General features: G+C 57.1%; 14 protein-coding genes. 12 read left to right on the top strand and 2 right to left on the bottom strand.

Features of this window, described 5'->3' with window-relative positions:
- Positions 1-80 precede the first annotated feature (80 nt).
- The 11 genes from AC0JZ1_RS18895 (at position 81) to AC0JZ1_RS18845 (ending at position 13,085) form a co-directional block, all read left to right on the top strand.
- A complete protein-coding gene (locus AC0JZ1_RS18895; protein ID WP_471884181.1) occupies positions 81-617 on the top strand; it encodes a protease inhibitor Inh/omp19 family protein in 537 nt (178 codons plus the stop codon).
- Positions 618-778: 161 nt separating this feature from the next.
- Positions 779-1,945, top strand: coding sequence for a cell division protein ZapE (zapE, locus tag AC0JZ1_RS18890; RefSeq protein WP_471883988.1), 1,167 nt, complete (start codon positions 779-781; stop codon positions 1,943-1,945).
- A 175-nt stretch (positions 1,946-2,120) separates the two neighbouring features.
- A complete protein-coding gene (gene mdh, locus AC0JZ1_RS18885) occupies positions 2,121-3,083 on the top strand; it encodes a malate dehydrogenase (protein ID WP_471883987.1) in 963 nt (320 codons plus the stop codon).
- Between the two features lie 34 nt (positions 3,084-3,117).
- Positions 3,118-4,311: an ADP-forming succinate--CoA ligase subunit beta gene (gene sucC / locus AC0JZ1_RS18880; RefSeq protein ID WP_471883986.1), complete on the top strand. Its 1,194-nt coding sequence runs from the start codon at positions 3,118-3,120 to the stop codon at positions 4,309-4,311.
- 19 nt (positions 4,312-4,330) lie between these two features.
- A complete protein-coding gene (gene sucD, locus AC0JZ1_RS18875; protein ID WP_471883985.1) occupies positions 4,331-5,233 on the top strand; it encodes a succinate--CoA ligase subunit alpha in 903 nt (300 codons plus the stop codon).
- Between the two features lie 185 nt (positions 5,234-5,418).
- Positions 5,419-8,415 (top strand): 2-oxoglutarate dehydrogenase E1 component, encoded by a 2,997-nt coding sequence (locus AC0JZ1_RS18870; RefSeq protein WP_471883984.1) that lies wholly within the window; start codon positions 5,419-5,421, stop codon positions 8,413-8,415.
- Between the two features lie 61 nt (positions 8,416-8,476).
- Positions 8,477-9,715, top strand: coding sequence for a 2-oxoglutarate dehydrogenase complex dihydrolipoyllysine-residue succinyltransferase (odhB, locus tag AC0JZ1_RS18865; RefSeq protein WP_471883983.1), 1,239 nt, complete (start codon positions 8,477-8,479; stop codon positions 9,713-9,715).
- A gap of 105 nt (positions 9,716-9,820) precedes the next feature.
- Entirely contained in the window at positions 9,821-10,234 is a 414-nt protein-coding gene (locus AC0JZ1_RS18860; RefSeq protein ID WP_471883982.1) for an MAPEG family protein, read from the top strand.
- A gap of 32 nt (positions 10,235-10,266) precedes the next feature.
- A complete protein-coding gene (locus AC0JZ1_RS18855; protein ID WP_471883981.1) occupies positions 10,267-10,905 on the top strand; it encodes a LysE family transporter in 639 nt (212 codons plus the stop codon).
- Positions 10,906-10,987: 82 nt separating this feature from the next.
- Entirely contained in the window at positions 10,988-12,394 is a 1,407-nt protein-coding gene (gene lpdA / locus AC0JZ1_RS18850; protein ID WP_471883980.1) for a dihydrolipoyl dehydrogenase, read from the top strand.
- A gap of 196 nt (positions 12,395-12,590) precedes the next feature.
- Positions 12,591-13,085, top strand: a complete 495-nt coding sequence (locus tag AC0JZ1_RS18845; RefSeq protein WP_471883979.1) for a cytochrome b — start codon at positions 12,591-12,593, stop codon at positions 13,083-13,085.
- A 12-nt stretch (positions 13,086-13,097) separates the two neighbouring features.
- Here AC0JZ1_RS18845 and AC0JZ1_RS18840 read toward each other — a convergent pair whose 3' ends face one another.
- Both AC0JZ1_RS18840 and AC0JZ1_RS18835 read right to left on the bottom strand, forming a co-directional pair.
- Entirely contained in the window at positions 13,098-14,183 is a 1,086-nt protein-coding gene (locus AC0JZ1_RS18840) for a TraB/GumN family protein (protein WP_471883978.1), read from the bottom strand.
- Positions 14,184-14,271: 88 nt separating this feature from the next.
- Positions 14,272-15,207, bottom strand: coding sequence for a tyrosine recombinase XerC (locus AC0JZ1_RS18835; protein ID WP_471883977.1), 936 nt, complete (start codon positions 15,205-15,207; stop codon positions 14,272-14,274).
- A gap of 147 nt (positions 15,208-15,354) precedes the next feature.
- On the opposite strand from AC0JZ1_RS18835, the gene AC0JZ1_RS18830 reads away from it, so the two are divergent.
- Positions 15,355-16,263, top strand: a complete 909-nt coding sequence (locus tag AC0JZ1_RS18830; RefSeq protein ID WP_471883976.1) for a GNAT family N-acetyltransferase — start codon at positions 15,355-15,357, stop codon at positions 16,261-16,263.
- Positions 16,264-16,295 lie beyond the last annotated feature (32 nt).

The raw sequence follows: 16,295 nt of genomic DNA, 5'->3' as shown, positions 1-16,295 counted from the left end.
GATTTGGCATGGTCCTTGGCGATAATTCGGCTGCACCGGCAGGTGATAGTCGTGCAGAAGTGGAAAGCGGGAGCTTTATGATGCAGTTCAAATATGTGGTAACCGGCATTGCGATGACGATGGCTTTGGCCGGTTGCCAGCGGACATCTTCCAGCCCTTACACAAATCTGCCAGGTCCAGCGCCGCTGCAAGCGCAGCCGGTACCATCCGTTCAATCGAACCAGTTGCCTGCACCTGGCGGCGCAAACGCTTCGCAGTTTCCTGCTGCCCCTAACAATGGCGGCACGCAGATGGCGTCTCTGCCTCCGGGTGGCGGTGCTGAGCCCGCGACGGCCATGGATGTGTCCAAGGATGCGCTGGTCGGCAATTGGCGTGTGAACGCTGCGGGAACCAGTTGCGATATGTTCCTGACGCTGACGAACCTTGGAAGCGGCTCGCGCGGTGGTACACGTGGTTGCGTTGGCGAGTTGACGACCATGGGTTCCTGGGAAGTATCCGGCAAGACGGTTCTCTTCAAGAACCGCAATGGTGATGTGATCGGCCGCGTTTATAAGAGCGCCGATACCCGCTATGACGGCACCACAGGCTCCGGCCAGCAGCTTAGCCTTAGCCGCTAAGCGTAAACAGCCGAATTTCGACGACGGTGCAGATCGAAAAAGCTGCACCGTTCAAAATCACGATGCAGTCGTGATTGACCAAATGACGCAATTTTCTGCGTCTCCCTTCTCCCGCTTTTGACTTTTCCTATGAAGCGGGCCCCTGCCGCAGGTATTTATCCATGGCATCTCTTCCCGATTTCAAGTTCAGTGTCAGTGATGAGCTGACAGCGCTCAATGCGGCCGGTACGCTTCAGGCTGATCCGGCGCAGATGGCTGTGTCCAATGCGCTCGACAAAGTGCTCGCATCCTTGCGCGAGAAAGTGCCTGCTAAGAAGTCCAGCGCGCTGGGCTGGCTGTTCGGTGCAAAGCGCAAGACGGCCGATAAAGACATCAGGGGCCTTTATATTTACGGCTCGGTTGGCCGCGGCAAAACCATGCTGATGGACATGTTCTTTAGCAAGGCGCCCGTGGCAGCAAAACGCCGATGCCATTTCCATGAATTCATGGCCGATGTTCATGGGCGCATTCATGCGCACCGACAGAAATTGAAGGCTGGCGAAACGAAAGAGACCGATCCTGTTCCCCCCGTGGCGGCCAGTCTGTTTGCGGAAGCCGAACTTCTTTGCTTTGATGAGTTCTCGGTCACCGACATTGCCGATGCCATGATTCTCGGCCGGCTCTTTACAGAACTCTTCCGTCTGGGTTGCGTGCTGGTGGCCACATCGAACGTTGCGCCGGATAATCTCTACCGCGAAGGCCTCAACCGGTCTCTCTTTCTACCTTTTCTGGACCTTTTGAAGCAGTATGTGCAGGTGGTGACGCTTGATTCACCCACCGATTACCGCATGGAGAAACATGCCAGCCTGCCCGTGTATCTGACACCACTGAATGATGCGACCGACGCCGCCCTGGAGAAGGCCTGGCAACAAGTGACGGGCGGTCACAAAGGCGAGCCTGCAGAGATACCACGCAAAGGACGAAGCATTACGGTTCCGTTTGCGTTCGGCACAGCCGCTCGCTTCTCATTTTCCGATTTATGCGAGAAACCGCTCGGAGCCGCAGACTACCTCGAAATAGCAAACCGCTTTGACACTGTGTTCATTGAGCGGGTGCCGCAGATGGGCCTAAATAAGCGAAATGAAACTAAGCGTTTCATTAATCTCATTGATGCATTCTACGATCGCACCATTCGTGTGGTTATATCCGCGCAGGCATCACCGGAAGAATTGCTCTTGGAGCGGAACGGGACCGAAGGTTTCGAGTTTGACCGTACAGCCTCACGCCTTTTCGAGATGCGCAGCCCTGACTATCTGGCGCTTCATCAAGAAAAACATCCCGCTGCCTGACAGATTGATGACGCAATGTCTTACGTTTACGTAAGATATTGATGCTTTAACCGATTGAAAAGATTAGCGACAAAAGAATCGATTGCCATTTTCAGCAAGTAGAGCTATGCGATGTGCCCAGATTGGTCGACAGGATTGATGCCGACCACGCCTTCGAAAGAGAGGAAACTTCTCAATGGCTCGCAAGAAGATTGCACTTATCGGCTCTGGCATGATTGGCGGTACGCTGGCTCACCTGGCCAGCCTTAAGGAACTCGGCGATATCGTTCTGTTCGATATTGCGGACGGCGTTCCCCAGGGCAAAGGTCTGGATATTGCCCAGTCCGGTCCGGTTGAGGGCTTCAATGCCAAGCTTTCTGGCGCGAGCGATTACGCCGCAATCGAAGGTGCTGATGTTTGCATCGTCACCGCTGGCGTTGCCCGCAAGCCTGGTATGAGCCGCGACGATCTTCTCGGCATCAACCTGAAGGTCATGGAGCAGGTCGGCGCCGGCATCAAGAAATACGCCCCGAACGCATTCGTCATCTGCATCACCAACCCGCTCGACGCGATGGTCTGGGCTTTGCAGAAGTTCTCCGGCCTGCCGAAGAACATGGTTGTCGGCATGGCTGGCGTTCTGGACTCTGCTCGCTTCCGTCTTTTCCTGTCCGAAGAATTCAACGTTTCCGTTGAAGACGTCACGGCTTTCGTTCTCGGCGGCCACGGTGACACCATGGTGCCGCTTGCACGGTATTCCACGATTGCCGGTATTCCGCTGACCGACCTCGTCAAAATGGGCTGGGTCACTGCCGAGCGTCTCGAGCAGATCGTGCAGCGCACGCGTGATGGCGGTGCGGAAATCGTTGGTCTCCTGAAGACCGGCTCCGCCTACTACGCGCCTGCCGCTTCCGCCATTGAGATGGCTGAGTCCTACCTCAAGGACAAGAAGCGCGTTCTGCCTTGCGCCGCGCACCTTTCCGGCCAGTATGGCGTCAACGACATGTATGTCGGCGTTCCGACCGTGATCGGCGCTGGTGGTGTTGAACGCATCATCGAAATCGATCTCAATAATGATGAAAAGGCCGCGTTCGAGAAGTCGGTCGGTGCTGTCGCTGGTCTGTGCGAAGCCTGCACCAACATTGCGCCTTCTCTGAAGTAATCGCCAAGCGGCCCCCTATTCCAAGGACCAGACGATGAATATTCATGAATATCAGGCCAAAGCTCTGTTGAAGGGCTTTGGCGCGCCGGTCGCCAAAGGCGTGGCGATCCATTCCGTAGAAGAGGCTGAAGCTGCCGCAAAGCAGCTTCCCGGCCCGCTCTATGTGGTCAAGAGCCAGATCCACGCTGGCGGTCGCGGTAAGGGTAAGTTCAAGGAACTCGGCCCGGATGCGAAGGGCGGCGTTCGCCTGGCGAAGTCCATCGACGAAGTCGTGGCACATGCCAAGGATATGCTCGGCAACACGCTGGTGACGGCCCAGACGGGCGAAGCTGGCAAGCAGGTCAACCGTCTTTACATCGAAGACGGTGCGGATATTGCCCGCGAACTCTACTGCTCGCTGCTGGTTGACCGCTCCGTTGGTCGCGTTGCTTTCGTCGTATCCACCGAAGGCGGTATGGATATCGAAGCTGTTGCGCACGACACGCCTGAGAAAATCCACACCATCGCTATCGACCCGGCAACCGGCGTGACAGCTGATGACGTGGCAAAGATTTCCGCAGCTCTCGCGCTCGATGCTGCTGCCGCTGAAGACGCCAAGTCTCTTTTCCCGACGCTCTACAAGGCGTTCAACGAAAAGGACATGTCCCTTCTCGAAATCAACCCGCTGATCGTCATGACCAATGGCAATCTGCGCGTTCTCGATGCCAAGGTATCCTTCGACGGCAACGCGCTTTTCCGCCACGATGACGTGCGCGAACTGCGTGACGAGACCGAAGAAGATGCCAAGGAAATCGAAGCTTCCAAGTGGGATCTCGCCTACGTTGCTCTCGATGGCAATATCGGCTGCATGGTGAACGGCGCGGGCCTTGCCATGGCGACCATGGACATCATCAAGCTCTACGGCAAAGAGCCGGCAAACTTCTGCGACGTCGGCGGTGGCGCTGGCAAAGAGAAGGTTGCAGCAGCCTTCAAGATCATCACGGCGGACCCGAAGGTTGAGGGCATCCTCGTCAACATCTTCGGCGGCATCATGAAGTGCGACGTTATCGCTGAAGGCGTGATCGCCGCAGTGAAGGAAGTCGGCCTCAAGGTTCCACTCGTTGTTCGCCTGGAAGGCACGAATGTGGAACTCGGCAAGAAGCTGCTGAACGAATCTGGCCTTGCCATCACGGCAGCTGACGACTTGGACGATGCGGCCAAGAAGATCGTCGCGGCGATCAACGCCTAATCGGAAGGACCGGAATACAATGTCCATTCTTGTTAACAAGAACACCAAGGTCCTGGTTCAGGGCCTGACCGGCAAGACCGGTACTTTCCACACCGAGCAGGCGCTCGCCTATTACGGCACGCAGATGGTCGGCGGTATTCACCCGAAGAAGGGTGGCGAAACCTGGACTGGCTCCAAGGGTGAAACCCTGCCGATCTTTGCTTCCGTTGCCGAAGCCAAGGACAAGACCGGCGCGGATGCGACCGTGATCTACGTTCCGCCAGCAGGTGCTGCCGATGCCATCATCGAGGCCATCGACGCGGAAATCCCGTTCATCACTTGCATTACCGAAGGTATTCCGGTGATGGACATGGTTCGCGTGAAGGCAAAGCTGGATAAGTCCAAGTCACGCCTTCTTGGCCCGAACTGCCCCGGCATCCTGACACCGGAAGAGTGCAAGATCGGCATCATGCCGGGCTCCATCTTCCGTAAGGGTTCGGTCGGTATTGTTTCCCGCTCCGGCACGCTGACCTATGAGGCCGTGTTCCAGACATCGAACGAAGGTCTTGGCCAGACGACAGCTGTCGGTATCGGTGGCGACCCCGTCAAGGGCACCGAGTTCATTGACGTGCTCGAAATGTTCCTCGCAGACGACGCGACGACATCGATCATCATGATTGGTGAAATCGGCGGCTCGGCTGAAGAAGACGCAGCGCAGTTCCTCATCGACGAAGCCAAGAAGGGTCGCAAGAAGCCGATGGCTGGCTTCATCGCTGGCCGCACCGCGCCGAAGGGCCGCACCATGGGTCATGCCGGTGCTGTGGTTTCCGGCGGCAAGGGCGATGCAGAATCCAAGATCGCAGCCATGGAAGCGGCTGGCATCAAGGTTTCGCCTTCTCCGGCACGCCTTGGAACGACGCTGGTTGAAGTCCTCAAGGGCTGACGCCACATTACGGCGAGCTAAACAAGCTTCAGGCAGGCGAACCCGCATAGGTTCGCCTGCCTCTGCCGCAAATGGATGGAGCAATCCTTCCGGAGCGGCTGAGTTGAAATGACAGCGACGACCGGCGCTACGATACCGGCATCCAAGATACGTCAGGAGGCGGGCGCCACGTCCGCGAAAGCACCATGGCACGGCAAGAAGCCAACGAGCAGTTCCTTATCACCTCGTTCCTCGACGGCGCGAATGCGGCTTACATCGAGCAGCTTTACGCGAAGTATGAGGAGAACCCGAATTCGGTGGGGCCAGAGTGGCAGTCCTTCTTCAAGGCGCTTGCCGACAACCCGGAAGATGTCAAGAAGGCCGCCCAGGGCGCATCCTGGCAGCGGAAGAACTGGCCTATTCCCGCCAATGGAGAATTGGTTTCCGCGCTGGATGGCAATTGGCCCGTGGTCGAGAAGGCCATTGAGACCAAGGTAAAGGCAAAGGCTGAAGCTGCTGCCAAAACCTCCGGCCAGGCTGTCGATCCGGCTGATGTGCTGCAGGCGACGCGTGATAGCGTTCGCGCCATCATGATGATCCGCGCTTACCGCATGCGCGGCCATTTGCATGCCAAGCTCGATCCGCTCGGTCTTGCTGCCCCGGTGGAAGATTATAACGAACTGTCTCCAACGGCTTATGGCTTCACGGAAGCGGATTACGACCGCAAGATCTTTATCGATAACGTTCTCGGTCTCGAATATGCGACGATTCGGGAAATGCTCGCGATCCTGGAGCGTACCTATTGCTCCACGCTCGGCGTCGAATTCATGCACATCTCGAATCCAGAAGAAAAAGCCTGGATTCAGGAGCGTATCGAAGGTCCTGATAAGGGCGTTGCGTTCACCGCCGAGGGCAAGAAGGCAATCCTTTCCAAGCTGGTCGAGGCGGAAGGTTTCGAGCAGTTCATCGACGTTAAGTATAAGGGTACGAAGCGTTTCGGTCTGGATGGCGGTGAATCGCTGATCCCGGCGCTCGAGCAGATTATTAAGCGCGGTGGTCAGGATGGGCTTGAAGAAGTCGTTCTGGGCATGGCGCATCGCGGCCGTCTGAACGTGCTTTCTCAGGTCATGGGCAAGCCGCATCGTGCCATCTTCCACGAGTTCAAGGGCGGTTCGTTCAAGCCTGATGAAGTCGAAGGCTCCGGCGACGTGAAGTACCATCTCGGTGCCTCTTCCGACCGCGAATTCGATGGCAACAAGGTTCACCTGTCTCTGACGGCAAACCCTTCCCACCTGGAAATCGTCAACCCGGTTGTCATGGGTAAGGCGCGCGCCAAGCAGGACATGCTGACCAAGAGCTGGGAAGGCGATATTGTGCCACTGCGCGAGCGCGCAAAGGTTCTGCCTTTGTTGCTGCACGGCGATGCGGCTTTTGCGGGCCAGGGCGTAACGGCTGAAATTCTGGGCCTGTCGGGTCTTCGCGGTCACCGCGTTGCCGGTACCCTGCATTTCATCATCAACAACCAGATTGGCTTCACCACGAACCCGGCCTTCTCGCGGTCTTCGCCTTATCCGTCCGATGTGGCCAAGATGATCGAAGCGCCGATTTTCCACGTGAACGGCGACGATCCGGAAGCGGTGACCTACGCGGCGAAGATTGCAACCGAATACCGCATGAAGTTCCACAAGCCGGTGGTCGTAGACATGTTCTGCTACCGTCGCTTCGGCCACAACGAAGGCGATGAGCCAGCGTTCACGCAGCCGAAGATGTACAAGGTTATCCGCGGCCACAAGACTGTGACCGAGCTTTATGCCGAGCGCCTGATTGCCGAGGGCCTGATCTCCGACGGCGAATTCCAGAAGATGAAGGCCGATTGGCGCGCGCATCTCGAGCAAGAATTCGAAGCGGGCCAGAGCTACAAGCCCAACAAGGCTGACTGGCTGGATGGTCAATGGTCTGGCCTTCGCTCCGCCGACAATGCCGACGAGCAGCGTCGCGGCAAGACGGCAGTGCCTATGAAGTCCCTGAAGGAAATCGGTCGCAAGCTGTCGACCATTCCGGAAGGCTTCAACGCGCACCGCACGATCAAGCGCTTCATGGAAAACCGCGCTCAGATGGTCGAGACCGGGGAAGGCATCGATTGGGCCATGGCGGAAGCGTTTGCTTTCGGCTCATTGGTCACGGAAGGCCACAAGATCCGTCTGTCCGGCCAGGATTGCGAACGCGGCACATTCTCCCAGCGTCATTCCGTTCTTTATGATCAGGATACGGAAGAGCGCTACATACCGCTTGCGAACCTTGCCCCGAACCAGGCCCGCTATGAAGTCATCAACTCGATGCTTTCGGAAGAGGCTGTTCTTGGCTTCGAATACGGTTACTCGCTGGCGCGTCCGAATGCTCTGACGCTGTGGGAGGCCCAGTTCGGCGATTTCGCCAACGGCGCTCAGGTTGTTTTCGACCAGTTCATCTCTTCTGGTGAACGCAAGTGGCTCCGCATGTCCGGCCTCGTCTGCCTTCTGCCGCATGGTTATGAAGGCCAGGGTCCGGAGCACTCGTCCGCACGTCTGGAGCGTTTCCTCCAGCTTTGTGCCGAAGACAACATGCAGGTGGCCAACTGCACGACGCCAGCGAACTACTTCCACATTCTGCGCCGCCAGATGAAGCGTGACTTCCGCAAGCCGCTTATCCTGATGACGCCGAAGTCCTTGCTGCGTCACAAGCGTGCGACGTCCACACTGGCTGAAATGGCGGGTGAAAGCTCCTTCCACCGTCTGCTGTGGGACGATGCCGAAGTGATCAAGGACGGCCCGATCAAGCTCCAGAAGGACAACAAGATCCGCCGCGTCGTCATGTGCACCGGCAAGGTCTATTACGATCTTCTGGAAGAACGTGAAAAGCGCGGCATTGATGACGTTTATCTTCTGCGTCTGGAACAGCTCTATCCGTTCCCGGCCAAGGCGCTCATCAACGAGTTGTCGCGCTTCCGCCATGCCGAAATGGTCTGGTGCCAGGAAGAGCCGAAGAACATGGGTGCCTGGGCATTCATCGACCCTTACCTGGAATGGGTTCTGGCGCATATCGATGCCAAGTATCAGCGCGTTCGTTACACGGGCCGTCCAGCTGCAGCATCGCCTGCAACCGGCCTGATGTCGAAGCATCTGGCACAGCTCGAAGCCTTCCTGGAAGACGCGCTGGGCGGCTAATTCAGCCGTCGCGCTCTTCTCAAAGCGAAACACGATATCGGATCAAAAACGGAAAAAGATCATGGCCACCGAAATTCGCGTCCCCACCCTCGGCGAATCCGTCAGCGAGGCAACCGTCGGCACCTGGTTCAAGAAGGTGGGCGACACGGTAAAGGCCGACGAGCCTATCGTTGAGCTGGAAACCGACAAGGTTACGGTTGAAGTACCGGCACCTGCATCCGGCGTATTGACGGAAATCGTCGCTCAGGCTGGCGAAACCGTAGGTCTTGGCGCACTGCTCGGCCAGATTGCCGAAGGTGCTGCTGGCTCCGCTGGTGCTTCCGCTCCGGCTGCTGCACCTGCGGCTCCGGCCCCTGCTGCAACCCCGGCACCTGCAGCGTCTGCTGCACCGGCTCAGGGCACGTCCATGCCTGCCGCGCCAGCTGCTGCCAAGCTTGCTGCCGATAACAACATCGCCACGGCTGATGTCGATGGCTCCGGCAAGCGCGGTCAGGTCCTGAAGGGTGATGTTCTGGCGGCAATTGCCAAGGGCCCTGCTGCTTCGGCTGCACCGGCAGCCGTTCCGGCGGCTCCTCGCGCACCATCGACAGCGGAAGATTCCGTTCGTGAAGAGCGCGTGAAGATGACACGCCTGCGTCAGACCATCGCAAAGCGTCTGAAGGATGCCCAGAACACGGCTGCCATGCTGACCACCTACAACGAGGTGGACATGAAGGCGGTCATGGACTTGCGCAACCGTTACAAGGATGTGTTCGAAAAGAAGCATGGCGTCAAGCTCGGCTTCATGGGCTTCTTCACCAAGGCTGTTACGCACGCCCTGAAGGAACTGCCTGCTGTCAATGCCGAGATCGATGGTACGGACATCATCTACAAGAACTACTGCCATGTCGGCATGGCTGTCGGTACGGACAAGGGTCTTGTGGTTCCGGTCATCCGTGATGCCGACCAGCTTTCCATCGCTGGCGTTGAAAAGGAACTGGGTCGCCTTGCCAAGGCAGCGCGTGACGGTTCTCTCGGCATGGCCGACATGCAGGGCGGCACCTTCACAATCACCAATGGTGGCGTTTACGGTTCGCTGATGTCTTCGCCGATCCTGAATGCACCGCAGTCGGGTATTCTCGGCATGCACAAGATCCAGGAGCGCCCGGTCGTCGTCGGCGGCCAGATCGTCATCCGTCCGATGATGTATCTTGCTCTCTCCTACGATCACCGCATCGTTGACGGCAAGGAAGCGGTGACCTTCCTCGTCCGCGTCAAGGAAAGCCTGGAAGATCCCGAGCGTCTGGTTCTCGATCTCTAAGCAATTGCATCGAACGGCGGAAGCGAAAGCCTCCGCCGCTCCAATATCAGGGAGCGCATCGAGGGCTTTCCTCAACGCCAGATGCGCAGAAGGAGAGCCATTCCCATGGAACCGACCTTTCTTGCTGCATCACCCTTTCTGCCAATCATCGGATTGAGCGTTGTTCTGCTGGTGGCGCACATTCTGTTGCAGGGAATGACTGCAACGAAAGAACTTGGCACAAACTGGAATGCGGGCCCGCGCGACGGCAACGAAAAGCCGAAAGGCAAGCTTGCCGGGCGCGCCGAACGCGCCTCCGCGAATTTTCGCGAAACCTATCCCGCTTTTATCGCGCTTGCTTTCGGTCTCATTCTTGCGGGTGACCCGCATACATTGGGACTGATCGGTGCTTGGCTCTGGCTCGCCTGTCGATTGATTTATATTCCACTCTACCTTGCGGGCATTCCCTATATTCGGTCGTTCGTCTGGTTGGGGTCCATGGCCGGGCTCGGCTTGATGTTTGTGGTCCTGATGTTCTGATAATGCCGAACGCGGGCCTCTAGGAGCAGAAGATGCACCCTTACCTTTTCGAACTTGCCTCGCTCATGGCAATCTTCGCCTTCGTTATCGTGTCGCCGGGCGCGGACCTGGCTATGGTCATGCGGCAGGCTTTGGTGCACGGCCGCCGCCAAGCCAACATTACGAGCTTCGGTATTGGTGCCGCCTTCATGCTGCATGTCAGCTACACGATCTTGGGCCTCGGTCTCATCATTTCCCAATCGATCTACCTGTTCAATATCGTAAAATGGTGCGGTGTCGCCTATCTGCTTTACATCGGCGTGAAGGCATTGCGGGCAGGCAAGACCGATATAACGGCCCCCGTTTTGGTCGATGCGGAGCCGAAGCAGCAATCGGCAGGCAAGGCTTTCCTCTTGGGCTTTGCCGCTAATGCGCTCAACCCGAAAGCGGTTTTCTTCTTTCTCTCCATCTTCTCGGCCGTCATCAGCGTGCATACGCCGATGGTGGTGAAATTCGGTTACGGCCTGGTGATGGCCAGCTGCCTGATCGCGTGGTTCATCGGCGTCAGCACGTTTATGACAACAGCGCGGATGAGGGCGGCATTCTCCCGCGCTAGCCAGTGGATTGATCGGGTCAGCGGTGCGGTGTTCATCGTGCTGGGCCTGAAGCTCGCAACAGAGAAGGCGGGCTGAGCTTTTCAAGCGGGCGCGAGGCGTTCGATAAATTTTGCCGTGTTTCAACGCGGCTGCGGAAACAAGACAAAGGATGAATGAAATGGCTTATGATGTCGTCGTAATCGGTACCGGCCCCGGTGGTTATGTCTGCGCAATCAAGGCAGCACAGCTGGGCATGAAGGTCGCAGTTATCGAGAAGCGATCTACATTTGGTGGCACCTGCCTTAACGTCGGCTGCATTCCTTCCAAAGCGCTGCTGCACGCCTCTGAAGTTTTTGCTCATGCAAAGCACGGCATGGCGGATCTCGGCGTTGAAGTTTCCGGCACGACGTTGAACCTTGAAAAAATGATGGGCCACAAGGATGCGACGGTGAAGGCGAACGTCGACGGCGTGGCCTTCCTGTTCAAGAAGAACAAAATCGATAGCTTCATCGGTACGGGCAAGATCGTTGCTGCCGGCAAGGTTTCCGTGACGGGCGAAGATGGCCAGGTGCAGGAACTGGAGACGAAGAACATCGTCATCGCGACTGGCTCCGACGTTGCGGGCATCCCGGGCGTGGCCGTCGAGATTGACGAGAAGGTGATCGTTTCCTCCACGGGCGGTATCGCGCTGGAAAAAGTGCCGGGCCATATGGTTGTGGTTGGTGGCGGCGTCATCGGTCTGGAGCTTGGCTCCGTCTGGTCTCGCCTCGGTGCCAAGGTCACGGTGGTTGAATATCTCGATACGATCCTTGGCGGCATGGATGGCGAAGTTTCCAAGCAGTTCCAGCGCATGCTGGCCAAACAGGGCATGGAATTCAAACTCGGTGCCAAGGTAACGGCTGTTGCGAAGGCTGAGAACGGCGCGAAGGTAACCTTCGAGCCTGTAAAGGGCGGCGAAGCGCAGACCATTGATGCGGATGTCGTGCTGGTGGCCACGGGTCGCAAGCCTTACACGGCGGGTCTCGGTCTGGAAGAGGCTGGCGTCGTGCTGGACAATCGCGGTCGGGTGGAAATCAACGCACATTATGCCACCAATGTTGCAGGCATCTACGCTATCGGCGACGTCGTGAAAGGCCCCATGCTGGCGCATAAGGCGGAAGACGAAGGCGTGGCCTTGGCGGAAATTCTCTCCGGTCAACACGGTCATGTGAACTACGAAGTTATCCCAGGCGTCGTCTACACCCAGCCGGAAGTCGCTTCCGTGGGCAAGACGGAAGAGGAATTGAAGGCCGCTGGCGTTTCCTACAAGGTGGGTAAGTTTCCGTTCACTGCAAACGGTCGCGCACGCGCCATGCAGGTGACTGATGGTTTCGTCAAGGTTCTGGCCGACAAGGATACGGACCGCGTTCTCGGCGTCCACATCATCGGCTTCGGCGCTGGCGAAATGATCCACGAAGCAGCTGTGCTGATGGAGTTTGGTGGTTCCTCGGAAGATCTCGGCCGCACTTGCCACGCGCATCCGACCATGTCCGAAGCCGTGAAGGAAGCCGCTTTGGCAACCTTCTTCAAGCCGCTTCACATGTAAGGCTCCAGTTTAAAATCGAATTTGTCATACTCACCCCGCTTGCTTTGCAGGCGGGGTGTTTTTTTGGTTCGTTCAGCCTCATTGCAGCTTTGCGAAGAATAAGAATAGCAACGGTGTCGGTTCCCCTTTTCGTTCGCGATCCAATCCTCGCAAAAGCCGGTCGATGCCATGAAGCCGATTGTTATAGAGGTGACGAATGCATCCAACATCCTACTCCGCACCCCAGCGAATTCTGCACTGGGTCATGGCGGCGCTCATCTTGTTCAATTTGCTCTTTGCGGACGGGATGGAGCATTGGCACCATCTGGTCAGGCGCGGACAGCCCGTAACGTCGGATGACGTTGCAGGTGCCAATATCCACGCTTATGTGGGCATCGTTATCCTCGCGCTGGCGCTGGTACGTATAGTGCTCCGCTTTGTGCAGGGCGTTCCTGAAGCTCCGGCAGGAGAACCAGCGATCTTTCGCATGGGAGCCCATGCCGCACATGGCCTGCTCTACGTGCTGCTCCTGGCCATGCCGCTTTCCGGCATCGCCGCCTACTACTTCTCCATAGGCTCTGCCGGCGATCTCCACGCCGATGTCCTGAAAGTCGTGCTGTGGCTACTTCTCGGCGCACATGTCGCTGGGGTGCTTGTCCACCAGTTCTACTGGAAGACCAATGTGCTGGCTCGGATGACAAAGGGGGTCTGACGAACGACTTTGTCAATTGGCGGGTGAAACCGAGAATCCGTTGGACTTCAGAAGTGCAACCAGCCCCTCATCGCCAACCAGATGCAGCGCACCCACGGCCATGAAGGCTCCGCCCTTGTTCAACAGCGGCTCTGCGCGATCAGCCATGATGTGATTGCGCTGCCGGACAATGCGCTCCTCGAACTCGGCATAGCCTTCGCCATCGGCGCCATCTGCCGCAATCATTTTCAGCATGGGCATGGTCATGCCGATCTCGCCTGAAAGGTAGAGATCGCGCATGGTGGTCGTTACGTCATCCATGCGGGGGCCAAGATCGATCATTTCGATCAGTGATTTGATGTGGAATTCGACAGGGATCGAAGCCATGGCGGAAAGTTGCTCTTCCATAGTCTCCAGGCCCTTCACCGGCACGCCTTTCGAAGCGGCTTCCAGCGCAATCTTCTTGTCAAGGAAGGTTGCGCCCTGTCCCTTCCGGGTCAGCTCACAGGCAGGCAGGGCGAGGAAGCTGGAAAGGAGCCAAGGCTGCATTCGTGATACAGCGGCGAGCGGGATGCCACGCTCCTTAAGAGCAGATGCAAGCTTCTCCTTGCTCTCGGGCGTCAAATATTGCTCGATGGTTTTGCCATCCGGCATCATGTTCAGCTGCGGCTTGGCCAGCATGCCAGCCATGGCCTTCTTCTCATCGAGAATTTCATCCGATTCCACTATCACCACGCTCGCCTTCGACAGGGCGTAAGGTGCACCAGAAGGCATTTTCAGAACGGCCGGATCGGTGACATGCATGGTACCCAACAGATAGGATTTTGGGGTGCCTGGTTTTTCAATCTGCCAGAACAGGCCTCTGCCATTGGCAACCTTTGCGGCCTCTTGCTCAAGCTTTTGATAGGCTGTTGGGTTCTTCCGCTTCAGGTCCTCTACCAGGTTCTGGCCGTTGCAAGCCTGCTCTGCCGCATGGGCTTTGCCTGTCCACCCGAAGGCACTAAGGATGACGATCAGCAAAAAGCTAAGGAAGGCGACAGCATGGAGCGTTGCCAAAAGGCTTAGCACATCAGTCCCAAGGCGGCGGGAGAGCGAAGAATCATTCACGCGTGAGGTCATGATATTTCCTTATCCGCCAGCCATCGACAGAGGCTTAATAGGAATAGTTAAAAACGATTTATGTAGCGCAATTAAGCAGAATCGAGGCTCATGCACGCGGATGCGCCCGGTCGTAAACCTCAATCAGTCTTGCGGCATCTACACCTGTGTACACCTGCGTGGTGGAGAGGCTCGCATGTCCAAGCAGTTCCTGAATCGTCCGCAAATCTCCGCCACCAGCCAGTAAATGAGTAGCAAAGGAATGGCGAAGCGCATGCGGTGTTGCATTTTCCGGCAGGCCGAGCGCGCTTCTCAGCTTTTGCATTTCCCGCTGGATGATGGCTGGCTGCAACGGGCCGCCCCGTGCGCCACGAAACAGCGCCTGATCCTCCGGCAGGGTGTAGGGACAAAGCTTCTGGTATTGCTGGGTCGCTTGCAACACGGAGGGTAGAAGCGGCACAAGCCGTGTTTTGCCGCCTTTGCCCAGCACTCTAACGGAGGTTGCGCCTTCGGGAACATCCAAAGGTGTAAGTCCCAGGGCTTCCGAGATGCGAAGGCCGCAGCCATAGAGCAGCATGAGGATTGCACAGTCGCGCGCCGCAATCCACGGTTCTTCCTGTAATTGCGCTTGCGTACTGACGACTTCCAGCGCCTGACGATCTGTCAAGGGCTTGGGAAGGGATTTTGGCTGGCGTGGCGCACGAATCGCCCCTGCAGCGGCAGCATTCACCAGACCTTTGCGCTCCAGATAGCGCAGGAAGGAACGCAGGCCCGCTAGATGCCGCCCAAGGGAGCGGGGACCGGAACCATCGCGCCGTCTCTGTGCGAGAAAGGCGCGAAGATCAGCAGTTCTCAGCGTGTGGAGATCAGCAAGTTTTGCCGGGCCGCCGAGGTGGCGGGTCAAAAATTGCAGGAACTGGCGCGTGTCACGCTCATAGGCCGTTAGCGTATTGGCAGATAGCCGACGCTCGTTTCCAAGGCTTTCGAGCCAGCGGGCTCGATGCTCAAGGATATCGGGGGCCGCGATGATCAGAATCTCGTTCACGCCAAAAGCATCCGTTGATTTTACAATATCGAATGCCAGATTCACCCGTTGGCGTTACCATTCCATTAAGCATTGCTTGCGGCACGGGAATGTCATAGTTCGATCATACAGCGCTGTAATGATGACAGCCTGTTGGCGGGAGACCTCATGCAACGCCGAGCACCGACATCTACTTTCGGGCAGATTGCCGAGGCAATTGCTCTGGTTTCACAAGGGCAACCGGGACACATCGTCGATACACTGATCGCTGAGCGCGGAACACGAATCGTGAAGCACCCGCTCTGGCCGGTCATGCGCCCTTTTTTGTATTCGCTTCTTCGTTACGGACGGGCTGTCAGGTTCGCCAACGATATCCAGGGCCTTTCTGGCCATCAATCCTTTCAGCATCTCAGCGATATGCTGCATCTCAATATTCACGTGCGCGGAGAAGAGAATATTCCTGCCAAGGGTGGCTTTATCCTCGTCAGCAACCATCCCACCGGGATTGCCGATGGCGTTGCCGTGTTCGATCTGTTGAAGACGCGCCGCCCCGATATGATGTTTTTTGCAAACCGGGATGCCGTGCGCGTCAATCCGCGTTTTTCCGAGATGATCATTCCTGTGGAGTGGCGTGAGGAATATAAAAGCAAGCTCAAGGCGCGTGAGACGTTACGGTTGACCAATCATGCGGTTGAGACGGGCAAGGTCACCGTGCTGTTTCCCTCTGGCCGCATAGCTTACTGGGAAAATGGTTGCCTCAATGAGCGGCCTTGGAAGACTTCAGCAGTCAGCCTCGCTCGAAAATACAATCTGCCGATCCTGCCCATGCATATGAAGGCGCGCAATTCCGGCCTGTTCTACTGGTTTGCCAAATGGTCTACCGAATTGCGGGACATGACTGTGTTCTACGAGCTGCTGAACAAGAAGGGTGATCTTTTCGAATTCACCGTGGGGAAGATGATTTCTCCCGATGAACTGGATGGCGATCCTGCCGAGGTTACCAAGGCATTGGAAAATCACTCCGTTTTCAATCTGGAAAAGGACCCGGCTGCGCGGTTCCAGCCGCTTTTGCCGTGAAGCATTCCAGCCGGGTTCCCTTTTGTTCTCTA

The organism is Affinirhizobium capsici, assembly GCF_977018625.1.
This window is presented reverse-complemented; position numbering and strand designations above follow the sequence as displayed.